Raw genomic sequence first — 18,751 nt, forward strand, 5'->3', positions numbered from 1 at the left:
ATAAAAGACAAACGAACAAGGCCGGGGGCGAGGCCGCCCGGCCCTGATGAAATGGCAAAAATGAGATCAGCGTTAATTAATCATCGCTGGGCGCTTCACCAAACCATTCCTCATAGATCTCGTCATAAGTGCCATCTTCGCGCATTTCAGCCAGCGCTTCGTTGGTGGGTTCTACCCATTCGCTGCCTTTATTGAAGACGATCCCGTACTGCTGTCCTTCATAGAGTGGGCCGACCACTTTGGTACGCCCTTCACCGCGGGTTTGCGAGAAATAAGCCACATTGGGGGCATCATAGAACACAGCATCGACGTTACGGCCGAGTAGTGCCATATACATGTCCGAAGTGCCCGGATAGGGGGTAATCTCGGCGTCGTCACCAAATTTATCTTCAAGATAGTCGTAGCTGGTCGAGCCTGTTTTGGTGGCGATGGTCATGCCTTCCAGGTCATCAATGTCTTCAACGTCACTATCGGCGCGAACGATGATCTGCAAACCCGAATCGTAGTAGGGGTCAGAAAAATCGACAATTTCTGACCGCTCTTCGGTGATGGTGATACCGGCAATGGCAATCTCTTGGTTGCCAGTTTGGACCGCTGGAATAATGCCCGAGAAATCCATGGTGGTCAGGTCGACTTCAAAGCCTGCCCGGTCTGCTACTTCGTTGATGATATCAATATCGAAACCGACCATTTCGCCGCTGTCTTCGTCCATCATTTCAAATGGAACGAAGCTGGGGTCAGTGGCGACATTAACGCTCGGTGTTTCTTGCGCGTGGGCAAGGCTTGCGCTGCCTAACGCTAGGGCAAGCGCAGAGATGGGAAGCGTAGTGCGATATAAACGTGATTTCATGAGTTTCCCCGTGATTTATATGGCCCAGCACTGGTAAAGCAGCTGATGCCGCCTCGTCGCCAGTATCTGAGTTTGTTATTGACCATATAACCTTGGCGAGAAACGCCCAAGGCGTCAAGTCACGGGGTGGGATAGCAATAAACGCTGCAACGATATCGGTCGATTTGTGGGTAACCGCTACACCATAAACGAAGCACCGCAACCACAGGTGGTGGTGGCATTGGGATTTTGTACCCGAAAACGAGCCCCAGCGAGTCCTTCTTCATAGTCGACGGTTGAGCCTACTAGGTATTGATAGGAAAGGGGATCGACGACAAGTGCCGCATCGCCAAATTCGATTACCGTGTCGTCGTCAGCGACGCTATCGGCAAAATCAAAGCCGTATTGGAAGCCCGAACAGCCTCCGCCAGTCACGTAAACACGTAATTTTAGAGTGGAATTGTTTTCTTCTGCCATCAAGGCGTTGATGCGTTTTTGGGCGCTATCGGACAACAATAATGGCGTAGGAACGAAGGATTCTGCGCTGCTCATGGCTACCTCCCGTGAGCGAATGGGGCGGCGAACGTTTAACGTCATGCGCGCCCCGAAGCAAATAGTCTACATAGGCTATGATTATGAGTAATACCTAGCAAAAGGGTCAACTATTACCAGTCACTGTTGACGCTAGGGCATGACGGCCGGGACACTCAGCCCAGTGGCTTCGTCAAAGCCAAACATAAGGTTAAGGTTTTGAACGGCCTGGCCCGAGGCGCCTTTCACCAAATTATCAATCACCGAAAGTATCACGACCGTGTCGCTATTTTCTGGGCGGTGAACCGCTATACGACACGTATTGATGCCTTTCACGCTGCGCGTTTCCGGATGACTACCGGCAGGCATCACATCGACAAACGGCTCATTGGCGTAACGTTGCTCAAACAGCGACTGAAGATCGCCAGGTTCCTCGCTAAGTGTGGCATAGAGCGTAGCATGAATACCGCGGATCATCGGTGTTAGGTGCGGTACAAATGTCAGTCCCACAGCCCCAGTGTGCATGTCTGTCAGGCCCTGGCGAATTTCTGGCAGGTGGCGGTGCCCAGAGGCGCCGTACGCCTTCATTGATTCGCTGGCTTCCGCTAATAATGAGCCGACCTTGGCGCCACGCCCGGCGCCTGTGACGCCGGACTTGCAGTCGGCAATCAGCCGCCCTGCATCTACCAGGCCGGCCTCTAACAGCGGTAAGTAACCCAGCTGAACGGCGGTGGGGTAGCAGCCTGGGACCGCCACCAGGCGTGCTTTTTTAATCTGATCGCGATGCATTTCAGGCAGCCCATAAACGGCTTCTTCAAGTAAGCCAGGCGCCCCATGGGATTGACCGTACCATTCTGCCCACTCGGCCGCGTCGCGCAGACGAAAATCCGCTGATAGGTCGATAACGCGGGTGCCGTTGTCCAGCAGTTCGCCAGCGAGTGCGTGAGCAACCCCATGTGGCGTTGCAAAAAAAACGGCATCCAAGGCACCTAACTGTTTGGCATTGGGTTCGCTAAACGCAAGTGTGTCGTAATGCCCGCGCAGGTTAGGGTACATATCGCTGACCTTAACGCCTGCTTCTGAACGTGACGTGATAGCGTCTACACTCACATGGGGATGCTGGGCGAGTAGCCGAAGCAATTCAACACCGGTGTAGCCTGTGCCGCCAACAATACCTACCTTAATCACACCTTACTCCTTGCGGATCTCGCTGAGCAGAAAATAAAACGCGCCAATAACCTAAGCATAGGATACCAAGCTGTTTAAGCGTAACCAGCTATGATACACAAGAGTGTATAGACACAAGAGCAAGGAAGGTCGCCAGTGGCGCGTTTTTCTCGGTCCGATTTCACCCTAGATAGTTTCCGGCGTCAGTTGGCAAATGTCGATGCGTTGCCACAGCTGTGTGTGTTGGGGCTGGTCTCAGGTGCGATTACCGGGGCGTTAATGGTCGTCTTTCGGCTGCTGCTCTCGGCCGGGGCACTGCTTTATATGCCCCAAGGTGACCCAGAAGCCTTTGAGTCGCTATCGCCATGGGTGCGTGCTTCTTTGCCTTTTCTCGCCGTTTGTTTGATCGGTACCTTGCTTTACCGCCAAAAAGCCACTGCCCGCAAGCTGGGTGTTAGCCATGTCATTGAGCGCTTAACCTACCATCAAGGCCGTTTTCCGTTACGTAATTGGCTTAATCAGTGGTGGGTAGGGGTCGTAGCGGTGTTAGGCGGGCTGTCAGCCGGGCGAGAGGGACCCGCCATCCATCTGGGGGCAGCCGCCTCGAGCGGCCTCGGCCAGCGTCTGCGCTTGCCCAACAACAGTTTACGGGTATTAGTGGCCTGTGGCACAGCCGCGGGTATTTCGGCCTCATTTAATACCCCGATTGCAGGGGTCATCTTCGCCATGGAAGTGGTGATGATGGAGTACACGCTAATGAGTTTCATGCCGGTCATTTTGGCGTCTATGATGGGCGCGCTCGTGGCCCAAATGGTATATGGCAACGAACCAGCGTTTCACATTCCCGACGTTGCGCTCGGGTCGCTAATGAACCTTCCTTGGGTGGTCATGACGGGGGTATTCATTGGTTTGTTGGCCGGTGGGTTTATTCATTTATCGCGTTTGCAACGCCTACAGCAATGGCCTCTTTGGTGGCGATTGAGCGTGGTAGCGATGATGACAGGCCTAGCTGCCTTCTGGTTTCCTGAAGTTCAAGGCATTGGCTACGACAGTGTGGCAGCCGCGCTCAATAATCAGTTAGCCGTCCAGGTGCTGGTAGCGCTGGTGCTGGTGAAACTGGTGATTACCGCCTTAACGGTAGCCGGCGGTATACCCATTGGGATTATTGGCCCGGTATTGGTGGTGGGGGCCGCTGCCGGGGCCTTGAGTGGCTTGCTGGGAGGGTGGATATGGGAGTCGAGAGCGGCTGACCCCGGGGTGTATGCGATGTTGGGGATGGCGGCGATGATGGGAGCCGTCCTGCAAGCGCCGCTGGCGGCGCTAATGGCGCTGCTAGAGTTAACCCATACGCCGGGTATTATGTTGCCGGGAATGTTGGTGGTGGTGGTCGCGTGCTTAACGTCGCGTCAATTAACGGGTTGTGAAGGATTTTTCATCACTAGCGTGCGCAATGGCTTGCACCCGTTGCAGCAGCCGCTGATGCAAGCGTTATCGAGGGTGTCGGTGCCGGCAGTGATGGAACGTCATTTGGTGCGCACCACGCGGATGATAACGCCGGATCAAGCGCGTCGTTTACTGGAAAATAACCCGGTGTGGTTGGTGATTGAGCGCTCGAGTGACGATAAGCCAGTACTCGGACTGAAAGCCGCCGAGCTTGCGCGCTGGATGATCGAACAGGACGAAACGCTAGGCGGCAACGCGTCCCCAGAAGAGTTGATTGATTTGTTGGAAATACCCGGCCAGCGTCTAGAAATGGCGCCTATCGCCTTACAAGCAACCCTATCCGAAGCTTTTTTGACATTGCAAAATGACGCCTTGGGGGCGCTTTATGTGGTTCACGGTAATCGGCCGAAACAGCAGCGTATTTCAGGTATCATCACACGGGGTGCTATCGAGCGTTATTACCATTACAGCGATCCTCGTGACAGCGATTCACCTTACAAAAAGCCTTCAGCCTAAGGAGTGACAATGTACTTATGGATCAAAGCGATTCACCTAATCGCGATGGTAACCTGGTTTGCCGCCATGTTTTATTTACCTAGGCTGTTTGTTTACCACGCCCAGGCACGCGATACCGGTGATCAACAGGCGATGGCTTATTTCACCACCATGGAGCGTAAGCTTTATCGTGGCATCATGATGCCGTCGATGATTGCCGTGCTGATTTTCGGGGGCTGGCTGCTGTATCTGGCCCCCGCCTGGCTCAGCCAGGGGTGGATGCATGCAAAGCTGCTACTGATCGCGTTGTTGATTGCCTATCATCATGTCTGCTTAATTTATTTTAAGCAGTTTAGCCAAGCACGCTGCAGCAAAAGCCATGTGTTTTTCCGTTGGTTTAACGAGTTACCGGTGATTGGTCTGATCGGGATTATCGTACTGGCGGTAGTGAAACCGTTCTGATGCGCCGACCATTACCCCCTGTTGTATTAGTGCTGGCGGGACATGATCCTACTGGTGGTGCTGGGCTTATAGCCGATAGTGAGTCAATCGCTGCCTGCGGAGGATGGGCAGTGACCATCCCCACGGCGCTGACGGTGCAAAATTGCCATAACGTGGTGCGCGTAGTGCCCACGGATGCCCATTTGATGGGCCAAATGGCGGATGAGATAGCGACCATGCCAATAGCGGCGATCAAGCTGGGCTTAATTAGCAATGAGGCAACGCTTAATGCCGCCATTACGATCATTCGGCGATTTCCCGGTGTGCCGGTAGTGGCCGACCCGGTATTAAAAGCGGGTGGAGGCGCTGAACTCTCGACCCTTGAATTGCGTCAGCAGTACCGTGAGCGGCTGCTTCCATTGGTGGATATATTGACGCCAAACCGTGCTGAGTTGGCAATGCTCACCCCTGAGAGTCAAGCAGCGGATGACGATACAGCGCGGGCAGTGGCGCTACTATCGTTAGGCTGTCAAGCGGTGCTGGTGTCGGCAACCGATGATCCGTTACCCGGCAATGACCAGCAGGTGTTACTGACGCTGCACTCACCGGATAACACTCGGCAATGGCAATGGCCGCGCTTACCCGAGCAGTTTCACGGTTCGGGATGCACGCTGGCTTCTGCCATCGCTGCCCGCCTGGCTGTAGGTGAGCGCTTACTTACTGCCTGTGAGCAGGCTCAGCACTATACCTGGCAAAGCTTGTCACAAGGTTATGAACCGACAAGCGGGCAGTTTTTACCCAATCGTTCCCCGCGCGCTTCACGTTTTTAATTTGATGACGCCACGCGATTAATGACGCAATTAATGAAGAGGACGCCATGACGACTTCTGCTGAACTATTTGAACTTGCCAGCCGCCATATCCCTGGTGGCGTTAACTCTCCTGTGCGGGCTTTTAAAGGATTGCATCGTCCGCCGGTGTTTATGGAGCGTGCGCAAGGCGCCTATTTATTTGATGTAGAAGGCAACCGTTACGTCGACTACGTCGGTTCTTGGGGACCGATGATTACCGGTCACGCCGATCAGGATGTGCTGGCAGCGGTTCGTGCCCGGCTGGATAACGGGCTGTCGTTCGGTACTCCTACGGCGGTTGAAACCACCATGGCGGAGCTGATTTGCGAGATAATTCCCTCGATGGAAATGGTTCGCATGACGAGCTCTGGTACCGAAGCGACGATGTCGGCGATTCGCCTGGCGCGTGGCGCCACTGGGCGCGATAAAATCGTTAAGTTTGAAGGTAACTATCACGGTCATTCTGATTCGCTGCTGGTAAAAGCCGGGTCCGGAGCGCTTACTCACGGTGAACCCAGTTCACCGGGCGTACCGGCTTCACTGGCCGAGCACACTATTACCTTGTCGTATAACGATCCAGAAGGTGTAGAGGCATGCTTTGACGAAATAGGCGATGAAATTGCCTGTATTATCGTCGAGCCGGTGGCTGGCAATATGAATTGCATTCCGCCGCAGCCGGGTTTTCTTGAAACCCTGCGCCGGGTGTGTAACGAACACGATAGCGTGCTGATTTTTGATGAAGTGATGACCGGTTTTCGTGTGGCGCTCGGCGGTGCCCAGGCGCATTATGGCGTGACCCCCGATCTTACTTGCCTTGGTAAGATTGTGGGTGGCGGTATGCCGGTGGGCGCCTTCGGTGGCAAACGCGAAATTATGCAAAATATTTCGCCGATGGGACCGATCTATCAGGCGGGCACCCTCTCAGGCAATCCGCTAGCCATGGCCGCCGGTGTTGCGCTGTTGACCAAGCTTCAGGTACCCGGTTTCCATGATGCCTTGGCACAGCGGGTAGAAACGCTCTGCAGCGGCTTACAAGAACGCGCCAATGCCGCCAACGTGCCGATGATGACGCAGTCGGCCGGTGGTATGTTTGGGATATTTTTTACCGGACAACGCCGTGTGGATAACTTCGCCCAGGCCACCGCCTGTGATCCAGAAGCGTTTAGGCGCTTCTTTGGCGCGATGCTGGATCAAGGGGTGTACCTAGCCCCATCGGCGTTCGAAGCCGGGTTTATGTCCAGTGCCCACACGCCGGAAGATATCCAACGAACCCTGGATGCCGCTGAGAAAGCATTTTCTTACATGTAACAGCAAGTAACCAAAATCCCACTATACTCAAAGAGCCGCTGATAACCAGCGGCTCTTTGCGTCGTGGGAGCCATTATGAAACAACGCTGGATGTGGCTAAGTGCCACGCTATTGGCAACGGGGTTAGCCGTCCTGCCGCTAAGCGCGCAATCGCAAAAGGAGCCATCGATGAATCCGATCCGAATTACCATGGAAGGCACGGAAGGCGCTGCGTTTTCCGCCCATTGGAAAGTGACACACGAGGGCGAAACCACAGAACATATTGAGGAAAATGGCACGGTACCGGCGGAGTTTAGCTTTGAAGGTAGTGCGCTGGAAGGAACCGTGACGCTACTGAGTGACGGCGAGCGCCTAGAGGTTGATATTCAAAAAGGCACTAACCGCTCGCGCTCTTCTACCCAAGGTAAGGGCGGTACGTTAACGGTTTCGATCCGCTAACAAAAAACCGCCCCTGAAAAGGGGCGGTTTATGCCGACAGAGCGTTACGAACGCTTAGTTGGCTTGATTAACATTGTTGTAGTTGCCATTACCGGTAGTGCGGATCTGCGAGAAGTTTTGCTGAGAGGCTACGCCTGCGTCACCACTTTGGTTTACGTAACTGGTGTTACCGTTACCCTGATAACGAACAAAGGAATCATGTCCGTAGCCATCCTGGGTGACAGCGGTGTAGTTCCAGTCGCCTAGCGAGATAATATCGCTATCCAGCTCATCACCGGTTTGTGTAGTATAGGTTTTGTTGAAGTTGCCTTCAGACTTCACGAAGCTATCGTTCAGGTCGCCATCCTGGACGACACTTGATTTGTTCATAAAGCCATCCTGATCTACCCAAGAGTCATTGCGGTAGCCATCTTGGTCAACATTAGCGTAGTTAACGGCTGCACCCCAGAAACCACCTTCCTGATTGATAATGGAGTCGTTTTCTTCGCCTAGTTGTGCCACATCTGCGCGGTTGCCATTATCAGCTTGTTCAATTAGCGAAGAGTTTTCCCCGGGGCCAGAAGTACCAACCACATCGTCTTGTGTGACGTTGGCAGTGTTGTCATCACCGTTTTGTTCGATGCGTGAAATCTGCGTACCCCACTGAGTTACATCGGTGTTGTTGTAATCACCTTCCTGATCGATGTAAGAGTCGTTGCCTAAACCGCTGCCGTCATAAGCAGCGCCTGCCATTCCATCGATCGCTGCACGTGAGCCATCGAATTCAGAAGCTGGCTCAGTCTGTGCTAGTGCAGAGGCGCTCATGGCAAGAGCGATAGCAGCGGCGATAGCAGTCATTTGAGTTTTCATGGTGTTTCCCCTTTACGATATACTTGCTTTAGTTATTACTGAGGCAACCTGTGTTGCTCAGTAGGTTTCGACGGTGACTGGGCGTGCATTACCCGAATAAGCTTTTTGCTCAACGTTAATGCTTCGGTAGCCACTCCCCGATTGTGAAATCTGGATATCACTTCTACTGCCTGACTGAGAAACATACGCTTTGAGTTCGCGCTGTCTTCCTGCTTGGCTAATACTGGCTTCGTGTTCATTGCCTTTCTGTAAAATCACGCCAAAGTTATTACCACCTGTCTGGTTAATAGTGGCATTATTAAAATTGCCCACTTGGCGAATATTTGAAAAATTACCGCGTTGATAACTGGCAGAGTAAGACTGATTAACGTCAGCACTATTGTTATTACCGACTTGATCAATAATGCTGTAGTTACCCCGGTAATTATCGGTATCGACTTGATTAAAAAACTGTTCGATTCGATTATCGCCAGCATTAACTGATGTGGAGGTAAGTAAGGTGGCGGCCAATAATGTGACCAACCACATCGGGTGCTTGGCTGGGAAGAGCCGCATTGGTGCTCCATTGGCGCGCTGCCGATTCATGATGAAATCCTCTGAAACATTTTGTATCTGAATGTATTTCATGTGTTGAGTTTGGACTATTTAACGGTTTTCGCTATCGTAAGATTTATGGTTTGTAGAACTATTTTTTTACTTATAACCGTCTATTTTGGGATGACGTTTCTAATGCTTTTATGAGTGATCTCATGCTTTTATTAAAAAAGGCCACCCATTTACTGGGTAGCCTTATTTTTGTGCCTAAGTTTAATAGTTTAGTTTTTTAATGCTTAAGCATTTAATTTATAATTGAGGAATAGGCGCACTTAAGTAATCGGACAGGATGGTATCCTCAAAATCGACATCATCGCTGAGGTTCCAAAGGTTGTTTTCTACTCCTCGTGCCACCAAATGAATAACCGCAGATTCAATGGAAGACATCACCGCCATTTGCACAGGTTCGTTGGTGGTAATACCAGCTTCTGCTTCTAATAAGCGTCGGAAATCGATAAACCGATACACGCCAGCACGTAATTCTTTCGAATAGATAGTTTTTGTCGTTGTCACATTGGCAAGCACTTCACCCGTAGAAATTTCTACCGCGCGCAAGTTAACCGTTACTTGGTCAACCTGATACTCTCCCGATGCCCCAATCCCAAAATATTCTGCACCCGCACCGCCGGTCCTAACGTTGGATTCGTAGGCAATAATGCCGCCTTCCAGCATGACGGAAGCCGCACGTAATGAGGGGAGCGTGTCGGGTTGATTAAAGCGCTCAAATTCAGCGCGAATAATTCGCCGTTCCGTTAACAAGTTTTGCAGCCCCACCCGCTCAAGCGGGATAAACCAGCCTGAATCGGCTAGAGCACCCGTTAGCATCGCGGCCGCGCCTTGCGTCACTGCCGTCGAGAAGGTGCTGGCGGGAGCAGGCCGATACTGACCGGTTTGATCACGGAAGTCGTATACCGAGACAAAAATTTTGCCCGCTGGCGGCGGTAGCGATACGAGATCTTGGTACGTGGCACCGCGCGGCGTTAAGGTGGCCTCGGTTCCCTCAAGGTTCTCTGAATTGGCAACCATTCCCGCGCAGCCGCTGAGCAAACCCGCTATTAAAAAAGTAGCTATAATCTTCATGATGATCCCCTGACTTATCCACCATTTATGATGTTTGGTTTTTTAGTTCGTACTGTTTTGGTTCGATAGTTGGGCTATCTCATGGATTAAATAAGCCGCCGACACTGATATTGGTTTCATCCCCTGTCAGCTTGTCGATTACGCGTACGACGAGCTGGCCGCCTTCATCACGCACCACAACGCTGAATTCGTCGCTATCAAAGCCGCCTTCGCCGATATCTCCCGATCCCACGTCGGTCAATAGCTGTGAAATCAAACGGCTCTCCAGGCTTTGAATTAGCCGGTCGGTGGAGGAGAGTCGATCGACGTCACGTGAGTCTGGATCAGAATTGGTATCCTGGGATTGAGCCTTGTTGAGCATGTAACTGCCCATAAAAGGATCGCCCCCAAAGGAGGGATTCAAAGGTTCATAAATCATTTCCCCGGCGTGAGCTTGAAAGGTTAATAGACCGGCCAGTAGGGCTGAGCCTAAACCCACGGTGTGCATTAGGTTAGTTTTCATTATGGTAACTCCTCTCTTCCTAAGTCTTTGTCGGAAGATAGCGCTGAGTTCAGTTGTTGACGCAGTAGTGCTTCTTCCACGATTTGTACGGCTTCCCCCGCCGCTCGGTCGGCCTCACTGATCCTTGGGGAGAGCTGGGTACGGAAATGCATCTGGTTGCCTTCCATGATCCACACCTGGCTGCCCCAACGAGCATCGGGCCGCTCTTGAATGGTGATGGTGGCATTGGCAATGATCATGTTATCCATGGCGCGTTGGCTGAAGGCACGATAGAAGGTTTTGCCCGCCATCGTGATGGTACGGTCAACCATAACGCCGGTGAGTTCGCTGCCCCCTTGTGAAGGTTGCTCAACTTCTGCCCCATCGGGGCCTGAAAGCTGGTTAATGGCATCGATAGCTTCTTGCTCATCGGCGATAGCGGCTTGCCCATCGTCAGTAGGAGATACCGGCTCTGTCATTTCTTCGGCATAGGCGGGAAACGTGCTTCCCCAGAGCAGGAAGTAACACAGAATGACGGGCTTATAGCGCAGTGCTTTCATAGTAAAACCCCTTTGCGATGCGCTAACGGTGACGCTGCAAGCTTCTTGCGGTTTCAATATTCGGCAAAATGGGGCCCAAGTTTTGATGGATCCAATTCAGCGCCTGGATACGGTTATGGACGTTGATTTTGCGGAAAATGTTGTAAAGGTGAGACTTTACGGTGTGTTCGCTAAGAAACAGCTTTTCGGCAATTTGATGGTTAGACGCCCCGGCACTCAGCAGCGAGATGATTTCCATTTCTCGGTTAGTGAGCCCGCAGGCGGGGCGGAAGGCGTTGTTTTGATATTTACGATAAAACAGAATCAACCGTGTCATTAGCTCGCGGGACATCCATAGCTCGCCCTCGAGCAGTGCATGAATTCCCTTACAAATGACATCCAGACTCTCGTGGCGATAGAACACCCCTTTCAACTGTGCGCATGACAAGGCTTCAAGCGCATGATCCATATCGCGGATGTTAAACGCGGCCAAGGGTGTGTTGCTGAGCGCCTCGGGCAGCTGGTGTTGCCAGTCTGGAAGGGTATCAACGCTGATATGATCGCTGTCGATTAGCATCAAGGTGCTACCTGCCGTCGGTGCGGTGGCCCGTTCATGGGGCGACTGAATATGCACATGACACTCGGTATGAGTCCCTAGATATTCCGCAAATAGTTGTGATTGTGGGCTTTTTTCGGTAACGACGAATACCGTATTGGTAGCCTTTTCCTGCGGCATTGGAGGACCCTCGTAGAAAAAACGATTGAGCAGGTAGCCATTCAAGTGTTGTCTATTAGTTTTTAAATGTAAACGTATGTTACTAGAAAATCATCAAATAATATGACACATATTGCTTTTTCTATAATAAGTATTTGAATATTAAAGGTTATTATTTTTCTAATACTTTTGACGTTTTTTAAAAAACTACATCACGTTACATTATGATTGCTTTTGTCGAGCCTGGGGCATGCGTAAACTGGTTCTCCACCTTAGGAGGTCGCCGGATGACCAGTACGCAAACGCTTGTGCTTGCCAGCGGCAACGTTGGTAAATTGAAAGAATTCAATGAATTATTAGCGCCACTTGGCTTTGATGTGCGTCCCCAAGCCGATTTTGGTGTCCATGACGTAGCAGAAACGGGGGTGACGTTTGTTGAGAACGCGCTTATTAAAGCCCGCGAAGCGAGCCGACAAAGTGGGTTACCTGCCTTAGCCGATGACTCAGGCCTGGAGGTTGATGCGTTGCAGGGCGCGCCGGGCATCTATTCCGCACGTTATGCCGGAGAGCCCAAAAGCGACCAGCGAAATAACGCCAAGTTGATTGAGGCGTTACAAAGCTACCCAGAAGGCCAGCGAACAGCGCGCTACTGGTGTGTGCTGGTTTACTTACGCCACTCCCAGGATCCGGTGCCCGTTATTGTGCAGCGCAGCTGGGAAGGGGAGGTCCTGGCGCTTCCGCGCGGTGAAGGCGGCTTTGGTTACGATCCACTATTTTGGCTTCCTGATCAGGGAATGAGCGTCGCTGAATTACCCAGTGAGACGAAAAATCGCTTGAGCCATCGTGGGCGTGCCCTGGCCGGGCTCGTCGAGGTATTGAAGGTGGCCCATGGCTGAGCCATTGCCGCCGCTTTCGCTGTATATCCATACGCCCTGGTGCGTACGCAAATGCCCTTATTGTGACTTTAACTCCCACGAGCCCCAGGCCAACGAGCTGCCCGAAGCGGCTTACCTAAAGGCGTTATTACAGGATATTGATGGCGATCTTGACCTTGCGGCTGGCCGAACGATTCAGAGCATTTTTATTGGCGGTGGAACGCCAAGCCTACTTTCACCAGGCTTTTATAAGAGCCTTTTAGGCGAAGTGAATGCTCGCTTACCATTTTCGGATGCGATTGAAATTACGCTTGAGGCTAATCCAGGTACGACCGAGCAGAGCCGCTTTACTGGCTATCGAGATGCCGGTATCAATCGGCTATCGCTCGGGGTGCAGAGTTTTCATTCGGATCAACTAAAAGCACTGGGGCGAATACACAGTGGTGAAGAGGCTATCCAGGCCGTCAGCCAGGCGCGTCAGGCGGGGGTTGATAACATCAATATTGATTTGATGCATGGCCTGCCGGCGCAAACCCCGCAACTGGCGATGGCGGATATCGAGCAAGCCCTAGCGTTATCACCTGAGCACCTTTCCTGGTATCAACTGACCCTGGAGCCGAATACGGCGTTTTATGTTCACCCACCTACACTACCCCAAGAAGAAACCCTTTGGGATATTCAGGACCAGGGGCACCTACGTTTGGAGCAGGCGGGTTTACAGCGCTACGAAATTTCCGCCTATGCGAGGCCTGATCGACAGAGCCAGCATAATCTCAATTATTGGCAATTTGGTGATTACCTAGGAATTGGCGCGGGTGCTCATGGCAAGCTGAGTCGCATTGATTTGCAGGGGCAGTGGCACATTGAACGGCGCTGGAAAACGCGTCAGCCAGACGCCTATTTAAGGCGGGTGAATGATCCGCGTGGTTTTATCGCGGGCAAGCAGTCTATTGCCCAAAGTGAATTGCCCTTGGAGTTTGCTATGAATGCCTTGCGTTTAATCCAAGGTACTCCTATTTCGCTATGGTCGGCGCATACTGGACTGTCGGAAAATGTGTTATTGGCGCGTTTACACAATGCCGAGAAAAAAGGACTTTTGATGGAAATGCCTAAAAGGCTACAAGCTTCGCCTCAAGGTCTATTATTCTTGAACGAATTGCTGGCATTAGTCAGCGATGAGTAATTTCATAATATGCCAAGAAGACGTTAAGGAGTGAGCAATGCGTATTTCTCGACTACTGACCCCGTTAGTGGCCGTCGTGTTTGTTGCCGGTTGTGCAACCTCGAACCCCTCTGGCGGTGGTGAAACACAGCGCTCTAAAACGGCTACCGGCACAGGTATTGGTGCGGCGGTAGGTGCGATTGCCGGTGCGCTGTCAGGTGATGGTAGCAGTAGCCGCCGTGACCGCGCCGTGATTGGTGCTGCGGCAGGTGCCGCTGCCGGTGCCGGCATCGGTGCCTATATGGACCGCCAAGAGCAGCAACTGCGTGAAAACCTTGAAGGCTCGCGTATTGAAATCGATCGCCAGGGCGATGACATTGTATTAAACATGCCTAGCAGTGTGACCTTCGACGTTGATTCTAGTGAGCTAACCAGCGAAGCGCGCAGCTCTCTCAATGAGGTAGCCAGCGTGGTCAGCGAATATGCCGATACCCGTATCAATATCGCTGGCCATACCGACAGTACCGGTGAAGATGCGTATAACCAGCGTCTGTCTGAGCGTCGGGCCGAGTCGGTAGGCGGCTACCTAAGCCAGAATGGCGTATCGTCGTCGCGTTTAAACACCCGCGGCTACGGTGAATCACAGCCGGTGGCCAGTAACGATAACGAGGACGGGCGCAGCCAAAACCGCCGCGTTGAAATTACCTTAACGCCCACCGGGGAAGGCGAAAGCCAAGGCTAAGCAATGACCTTGCCGTGAAGCCTCCCCCAATGCCCGCTATGCTGATGTAGCGGGTTTTTTTATGAGTTGTCGAACTATCATGTTGTCATATCAACACGCGTATCACGCAGGCAATTTTGCCGACGTACATAAACATTTAACGTTGTTTGCGACCACTGAATACTTGCTACGTAAACCTTCGCCGGTGACCTATATCGATACCCATTCGGGTCGCGGGTTTTATCCGTTGTCGAGTAAAGAAACCCAGCGGCTAAAGGAGTATCGCGATGGCGTATGGCCTCTCTGGGAAGCTGCCGAGTCGGTGTCCGATCCTCTGCTATGCGGGTGGCTGGCCGCTTTAACCCGAGCACAGCGTCAACCAGTCGAGTTGATGCATTATCCGGGTTCACCCTGGTGGATCGGCCAAGCACTGCGTCCTTATGAGCGGCTGTATGGATTCGAGCTGCACCCTGGTGAGCATCAACATTTAGACGACCAGGCACTACCGGAAGGTGTAGAGCGTATTCATGGCGATGGCCTAGAGGGACTGCGCCAACGGCTACCCGTTTCAACGCCTCGGGTATGTATATTGATTGATCCAAGCTACGAACGTAAAGACGAGTATCTGGAAGTGGCGGATACCCTTGGCGTGGCGCTTTCAAAAGCGCGTCACGCAGTGGTCTTAATTTGGTATCCATTACTGCCGGCCGGCCATCACCAGGTATTATTGGAAGGGCTTCAGCGCAGCGGCATCCGCAAAATTTGGCGCAGCGAATTACGCCTGCGAGCGGCAGGTGCCCATGAGCACGGCATGTACGGTAGCGGGATGTTAGTGATTAATCCGCCTTGGGGGCTGGGTGAGCGTCTAGCGGGGGCCATGGCGCAGTTGACCCCACTGTTAGGAGAGCAAAGCGACTATCGTGCTGAATGGTTGGTTGGGGAGTAGGTCTCTCGGCGTGTAAACCGTCTACTTGCCGATGCAGAAGCTACCAAAAATCTCACCCAGCAAATCGTCAGCGCTGAATTCGCCGGTGATCTCGCCAAGGGCCTGTTGAGCGTCGCGTAGATCTTCCGCCAACAACTCACCTGCACCGTTACCCTCGAGCTGGTGGCGGCCGGTGTCTAGCGCCCTCATTGCCCGGTCAAGGGCGTCTAGGTGGCGACGACGGGCTGAAAAACGGCCTTCCGTGGTAGCCGCAAAGCCCATGATCTCTTTCAGGTGTGTTTTTAAATTATCCACACCCCTTCCGGTTTTCGCTGAGAGGCGCACCGTGGGTGGCGTTGTGGATAAATCGATGCCCGCTTGCTCAGCGCTTGCATCAATTTTATTACGCACCAGCGTGAGGCGTTGCTGGTCTGGGAGCCGGGCAACAAACTCGGGCCAGATCGCCATGGGGTCGGTTTCGTCGGTGGTGGACGCATCCACCAGTAGAAGCACTCGGTCGGCGCGTTCGATCTCTGACCAGGCCCGGGCAACGCCTATCTGTTCCACCGCATCAGGGGTATCGCGTAAGCCTGCGGTATCAATCACGTGTAAAGGCATTCCGTCGATATGAATATGTTCGCGCAGCACATCCCGCGTGGTGCCTGCAATATCGGTCACAATGGCGGTGTCTTGCTCGGTCAGCGCGTTAAGCAAGCTCGACTTACCCGCATTGGGGCGCCCCGCGATGACGACGCTCATCCCTTCGCGCATCAACGCCCCTTGCCCTGCGGCCGCTCGTACGTCTGTAAGATCAAGGCTCACGCTGTCCAATAAGCTAGCCACATGGCCATCGGCAAGAAAGTCGATTTCCTCTTCGGGAAAATCAATCGCTGCCTCAACGTATACGCGTAGCTCAATGAGCCGCTGTACCAATCCAGATACCCGATTGGAAAACTCGCCCTGAAGCGAGCGTACGGCATTTTCGGCCGCCGAACGGGAGGTGGCATCGATCAGATCAGCAATCGCCTCGGCCTGGGCAAGATCAAGCTTGTCATTTAGGAAAGCCCGTTCGGAAAACTCGCCTGGCTTTGCTAGGCGTGCGCCCAACTGAACGCAGCGTTCAAGCAGCATATCCATGATCACTGGTCCGCCGTGCCCATGGAGCTCCAATACGTCTTCACCGGTGAACGAGTGAGGGTCGGGAAACAGTAACGCGATCCCCTCATCGATGTTGCTTTCAGCACCCATAAAAGCGCCGTAGTGTGCGTAGCGGGGGGCAGGGCAGAGACCTAGTATAGCGGTGGCGATTTCGCGGCAGGCCGGGCCAGAAACACGGATAATACCGACGCCACCACGACCGGGCGGGGTAGCCAAGGCGGCGATAGTGTCTTGGGTATAGAGTCGGTCAGCCATGAGGTTTCTCGCTGAAAAAAAGCTAGTTTGAGTTTTTCATCCCTAAAACGCCAGACCCCCGCAAAGGCGGGGGTCTGGGTGTCTTCTAGTATCGGCTTATTTTTTGGTTTTCATGCCTTTGCCAATACTTGGGTCCTGCTCGATTTTGCGCGTAATAAAGTACTGCTGCGCCACCGAGATGATGTTGTTGACCACCCAGTAAATAACCAGACCGGCCGGGAACCATAGGAAGAAGAACGTAAAGATGATGGGTAGCATCTTCATGATCTTCGCCTGCATGGGATCGGGCGGTGTAGGGTTCAACTGTTGCTGCACGAACATCGAGATGCCCATCAGAATCGGCAGGATGAAGTACGGGTCTTTCACCGACAGATCCTGTACCCAGAACATGAAGGGTGCGTGTCGCAGCTCAACGGACTCCAACAACATCCAGTAAAGCGCGATAAAGACCGGCATTTGTACCAAAATCGGCAAACAGCCACCCAGAGGATTGATCTTTTCCTTCTGGTAGAACTTCATCATCTCTTGAGACATTTTTTGGCGATCATCGCCGTACATCTCTTTGAGACGCTGCATCTCAGGGCCGAGCTTGCGCATCCGAGCCATCGACTTGTAAGCCTTGGCGGAGAGCGGGAACAGCAGGGTTTTGACCAACACAGTCAGCAGTACAATTGACCAGCCCCAGTTGCCGACGATGTCGTGGATCTTGTCTAGTAACCAAAATAGCGGATTGGCCAGGAACCACAGCCAGCCATAATCCACGGTTAGGCGCAGATTAGGCGCTACTTGCTCGAGGTGATCCTGAATCTTGGGTCCCATGTAGAGCGTGGCACCCAAAGAAGCCTCTTCTTCTGCCGCTAATTCACTAGTGGGGCCTGCAAAGGCAACAACGTTGCGATCGCGCGAATCCGTTGAGACGTAGTAGAGATTTTGCTGATCCTGAGCCGGTGCCCAAGCCGAGACAAAGTAATGTTGGATAATCGCCATCCAACCGCCTTGCGCCTCTTTATTGTTGAAGTTGCCGCCTTGGATATCATCAAAATCAATTTTTTCGTAGCGCTCATCTGGGGTTGAATACGCAGCGCCAAGGTAGGAGTTCATGCCCATGCTAACGCCGCTTGACGGATCAGGGCTGTTGTCCCGGGCGAGCTGGCCGATAAAACGAGCGCTAACGGGCTCTTCAGTGTTATTGGCCAAATAGTAATTGACGTCAACGGCGTAGTTGCCACGCTCGAAGGTAAGGCGCTTGATGACCTCAACACCATTCACTTCAGCGGTCAGGTTCACTTCAACCTGATCGTCATCATCGCCAAGCAGGTATTCGTCGCTATCCGGCGTAAACGCAATGCGACGAGCTTCCCCGTCGAGCTGTAAGCCCGAGCGCGCTACGTAGCTGCGTGTTTGATTGTCGGATAGCAAAACATAACTGCGGTCTGAATCGAGCGACTGTTTATGCATTGGCAGGGCGGCGTATACGATATCGCCCCCGTGCGGATCAATGCGCACGTCCAGCACATCAGTGGTGACGGCGATGAAGTCACGGCTGTCGCTATCGCTTTCGTTGCTGTCGAGCGCTTCTTCTTCAGACGAGGAAGCGTCGTTACTGGGGACCGATAGATCGTCTGAATCATTGTCACGAGATGAATCGCTGCTCTCAGAAGCGTTGTTATCGCTGCTTTGATTTTGCGATTCCTCGGACGCCGATTGGTAAGACGTCTGCCCGTAATCCTGATTCCACTGTACAACCAGTAGATAGGCCAGAATGGCAAGTGGAATCAGTAATATAAGTCGTTTTACGTCCATGAGGGTTCTGCCCGCTGGGTGGTGAACATGCTAATGGCGCTGTATCAATTACTCGACCCATGACACACGAAAGCCTGCCAGGCGGCAGGCCG

20 protein-coding genes are annotated in these 18,751 nt (G+C 52.7%); 9 read left to right on the plus strand and 11 right to left on the minus strand.

The window, feature by feature from the left end:
• Nucleotides 1–76: 76 nt before the first annotated feature.
• The 3 genes from CPH17_RS12650 to argC all read right to left on the minus strand — a co-directional run bounded on the left by CPH17_RS12650 (nt 77) and on the right by argC (nt 2,548).
• Nucleotides 77–850, minus strand: coding sequence for a transporter substrate-binding domain-containing protein (locus CPH17_RS12650; protein WP_074398112.1), 774 nt, complete (start codon nt 848–850; stop codon nt 77–79).
• 177 nt (nt 851–1,027) lie between these two features.
• On the minus strand, nt 1,028–1,381 hold the full coding sequence (erpA, locus tag CPH17_RS12655; RefSeq protein ID WP_074398111.1) for an iron-sulfur cluster insertion protein ErpA: 354 nt from the start codon (nt 1,379–1,381) through the stop codon (nt 1,028–1,030).
• Nucleotides 1,382–1,513: 132 nt separating this feature from the next.
• The gene (gene argC, locus CPH17_RS12660) at nt 1,514–2,548 is read right to left on the minus strand and encodes an N-acetyl-gamma-glutamyl-phosphate reductase (RefSeq protein ID WP_074398109.1); all 1,035 of its coding nucleotides are present in this window, start codon (nt 2,546–2,548) and stop codon (nt 1,514–1,516) included.
• 135 nt (nt 2,549–2,683) lie between these two features.
• Here argC and CPH17_RS12665 point away from each other — a divergent pair, with 135 nt between their 5' ends.
• From CPH17_RS12665 to CPH17_RS12685, 5 genes are all read left to right on the plus strand, one after another.
• Complete coding sequence (locus CPH17_RS12665; RefSeq protein ID WP_074398108.1) at nt 2,684–4,486, plus strand: chloride channel protein; 1,803 nt, start codon at nt 2,684–2,686, stop codon at nt 4,484–4,486.
• Nucleotides 4,487–4,495: 9 nt separating this feature from the next.
• A complete protein-coding gene (gene hemJ, locus CPH17_RS12670) occupies nt 4,496–4,927 on the plus strand; it encodes a protoporphyrinogen oxidase HemJ (protein WP_074398106.1) in 432 nt (143 codons plus the stop codon).
• Entirely contained in the window at nt 4,927–5,736 is an 810-nt protein-coding gene (gene thiD, locus CPH17_RS12675; protein WP_074398104.1) for a bifunctional hydroxymethylpyrimidine kinase/phosphomethylpyrimidine kinase, read from the plus strand. The genes hemJ and thiD overlap by 1 nt, the downstream gene beginning before the upstream one ends.
• A gap of 47 nt (nt 5,737–5,783) precedes the next feature.
• A complete protein-coding gene (hemL, locus tag CPH17_RS12680; protein ID WP_074398103.1) occupies nt 5,784–7,064 on the plus strand; it encodes a glutamate-1-semialdehyde 2,1-aminomutase in 1,281 nt (426 codons plus the stop codon).
• A gap of 75 nt (nt 7,065–7,139) precedes the next feature.
• Complete coding sequence (locus tag CPH17_RS12685; protein WP_074398101.1) at nt 7,140–7,502, plus strand: hypothetical protein; 363 nt, start codon at nt 7,140–7,142, stop codon at nt 7,500–7,502.
• A gap of 54 nt (nt 7,503–7,556) precedes the next feature.
• Here the strand turns inward: CPH17_RS12685 and CPH17_RS12690 are convergent, their stop codons facing one another.
• The 6 genes from CPH17_RS12690 to CPH17_RS12715 all read right to left on the minus strand — a co-directional run bounded on the left by CPH17_RS12690 (nt 7,557) and on the right by CPH17_RS12715 (nt 11,781).
• The gene (locus CPH17_RS12690) at nt 7,557–8,351 is read right to left on the minus strand and encodes a hypothetical protein (RefSeq protein WP_074398100.1); all 795 of its coding nucleotides are present in this window, start codon (nt 8,349–8,351) and stop codon (nt 7,557–7,559) included.
• 57 nt (nt 8,352–8,408) lie between these two features.
• Nucleotides 8,409–8,936, minus strand: a complete 528-nt coding sequence (locus CPH17_RS12695; protein ID WP_231898028.1) for a hypothetical protein — start codon at nt 8,934–8,936, stop codon at nt 8,409–8,411.
• Nucleotides 8,937–9,194: 258 nt separating this feature from the next.
• Nucleotides 9,195–10,025 (minus strand): CsgG/HfaB family protein, encoded by an 831-nt coding sequence (locus CPH17_RS12700; RefSeq protein WP_096299743.1) that lies wholly within the window; start codon nt 10,023–10,025, stop codon nt 9,195–9,197.
• Nucleotides 10,026–10,104: 79 nt separating this feature from the next.
• The gene (locus CPH17_RS12705) at nt 10,105–10,527 is read right to left on the minus strand and encodes a curli assembly protein CsgF (protein ID WP_082934297.1); all 423 of its coding nucleotides are present in this window, start codon (nt 10,525–10,527) and stop codon (nt 10,105–10,107) included.
• Nucleotides 10,527–11,066: a CsgE family curli-type amyloid fiber assembly protein gene (locus tag CPH17_RS12710; RefSeq protein WP_074398094.1), complete on the minus strand. Its 540-nt coding sequence runs from the start codon at nt 11,064–11,066 to the stop codon at nt 10,527–10,529. The genes CPH17_RS12705 and CPH17_RS12710 overlap by 1 nt, the downstream gene beginning before the upstream one ends.
• Nucleotides 11,067–11,088: 22 nt before the next feature.
• Entirely contained in the window at nt 11,089–11,781 is a 693-nt protein-coding gene (locus CPH17_RS12715) for a response regulator transcription factor (RefSeq protein ID WP_074398093.1), read from the minus strand.
• A gap of 266 nt (nt 11,782–12,047) precedes the next feature.
• On the opposite strand from CPH17_RS12715, the gene rdgB reads away from it, so the two are divergent.
• The 4 genes from rdgB to CPH17_RS12735 all read left to right on the plus strand — a co-directional run bounded on the left by rdgB (nt 12,048) and on the right by CPH17_RS12735 (nt 15,464).
• Entirely contained in the window at nt 12,048–12,656 is a 609-nt protein-coding gene (gene rdgB, locus CPH17_RS12720) for an RdgB/HAM1 family non-canonical purine NTP pyrophosphatase (protein WP_074398092.1), read from the plus strand.
• Nucleotides 12,649–13,818 (plus strand): radical SAM family heme chaperone HemW, encoded by a 1,170-nt coding sequence (gene hemW, locus CPH17_RS12725; protein ID WP_096299746.1) that lies wholly within the window; start codon nt 12,649–12,651, stop codon nt 13,816–13,818. The genes rdgB and hemW overlap by 8 nt, the downstream gene beginning before the upstream one ends.
• Before the next feature lie 37 nt (nt 13,819–13,855).
• Nucleotides 13,856–14,539, plus strand: coding sequence for an OmpA family protein (locus tag CPH17_RS12730; RefSeq protein WP_074398088.1), 684 nt, complete (start codon nt 13,856–13,858; stop codon nt 14,537–14,539).
• A gap of 79 nt (nt 14,540–14,618) precedes the next feature.
• Nucleotides 14,619–15,464 (plus strand): 23S rRNA (adenine(2030)-N(6))-methyltransferase RlmJ, encoded by an 846-nt coding sequence (locus CPH17_RS12735; protein ID WP_096299748.1) that lies wholly within the window; start codon nt 14,619–14,621, stop codon nt 15,462–15,464.
• 21 nt (nt 15,465–15,485) lie between these two features.
• Here the strand turns inward: CPH17_RS12735 and mnmE are convergent, their stop codons facing one another.
• Nucleotides 15,486–16,856: a tRNA uridine-5-carboxymethylaminomethyl(34) synthesis GTPase MnmE gene (gene mnmE, locus CPH17_RS12740; RefSeq protein ID WP_096299750.1), complete on the minus strand. Its 1,371-nt coding sequence runs from the start codon at nt 16,854–16,856 to the stop codon at nt 15,486–15,488.
• Nucleotides 16,857–16,952: 96 nt separating this feature from the next.
• The gene (yidC, locus tag CPH17_RS12745) at nt 16,953–18,659 is read right to left on the minus strand and encodes a membrane protein insertase YidC (protein ID WP_074398083.1); all 1,707 of its coding nucleotides are present in this window, start codon (nt 18,657–18,659) and stop codon (nt 16,953–16,955) included.
• Nucleotides 18,660–18,751 lie beyond the last annotated feature (92 nt).

Origin of the sequence: Halomonas sp. hl-4 (assembly GCF_900215475.1) — a bacterium.
Classification (GTDB): domain Bacteria; phylum Pseudomonadota; class Gammaproteobacteria; order Pseudomonadales; family Halomonadaceae; genus Vreelandella.

Coding starts and splice junctions, on each gene's coding strand:
- yidC (WP_074398083.1), bottom strand. CDS start 18,659: ATGGACGTAAAACGACTTATATTACTGATTCCACTTGCCATTCTGGCC.
- CPH17_RS12735 (WP_096299748.1), top strand. CDS start 14,619: ATGTTGTCATATCAACACGCGTATCACGCAGGCAATTTTGCCGACGTA.
- CPH17_RS12710 (WP_074398094.1), bottom strand. CDS start 11,066: ATGAAAGCACTGCGCTATAAGCCCGTCATTCTGTGTTACTTCCTGCTC.
- CPH17_RS12650 (WP_074398112.1), bottom strand. CDS start 850: ATGAAATCACGTTTATATCGCACTACGCTTCCCATCTCTGCGCTTGCC.
- CPH17_RS12695 (WP_231898028.1), bottom strand. CDS start 8,936: ATGAATCGGCAGCGCGCCAATGGAGCACCAATGCGGCTCTTCCCAGCC.
- thiD (WP_074398104.1), top strand. CDS start 4,927: ATGCGCCGACCATTACCCCCTGTTGTATTAGTGCTGGCGGGACATGAT.
- hemL (WP_074398103.1), top strand. CDS start 5,784: ATGACGACTTCTGCTGAACTATTTGAACTTGCCAGCCGCCATATCCCT.
- CPH17_RS12715 (WP_074398093.1), bottom strand. CDS start 11,781: ATGCCGCAGGAAAAGGCTACCAATACGGTATTCGTCGTTACCGAAAAA.
- hemJ (WP_074398106.1), top strand. CDS start 4,496: ATGTACTTATGGATCAAAGCGATTCACCTAATCGCGATGGTAACCTGG.
- rdgB (WP_074398092.1), top strand. CDS start 12,048: ATGACCAGTACGCAAACGCTTGTGCTTGCCAGCGGCAACGTTGGTAAA.
- CPH17_RS12700 (WP_096299743.1), bottom strand. CDS start 10,025: ATGAAGATTATAGCTACTTTTTTAATAGCGGGTTTGCTCAGCGGCTGC.
- hemW (WP_096299746.1), top strand. CDS start 12,649: ATGGCTGAGCCATTGCCGCCGCTTTCGCTGTATATCCATACGCCCTGG.
- CPH17_RS12685 (WP_074398101.1), top strand. CDS start 7,140: ATGAAACAACGCTGGATGTGGCTAAGTGCCACGCTATTGGCAACGGGG.
- CPH17_RS12705 (WP_082934297.1), bottom strand. CDS start 10,527: ATGAAAACTAACCTAATGCACACCGTGGGTTTAGGCTCAGCCCTACTG.
- mnmE (WP_096299750.1), bottom strand. CDS start 16,856: ATGGCTGACCGACTCTATACCCAAGACACTATCGCCGCCTTGGCTACC.
- CPH17_RS12690 (WP_074398100.1), bottom strand. CDS start 8,351: ATGAAAACTCAAATGACTGCTATCGCCGCTGCTATCGCTCTTGCCATG.
- erpA (WP_074398111.1), bottom strand. CDS start 1,381: ATGAGCAGCGCAGAATCCTTCGTTCCTACGCCATTATTGTTGTCCGAT.
- CPH17_RS12730 (WP_074398088.1), top strand. CDS start 13,856: ATGCGTATTTCTCGACTACTGACCCCGTTAGTGGCCGTCGTGTTTGTT.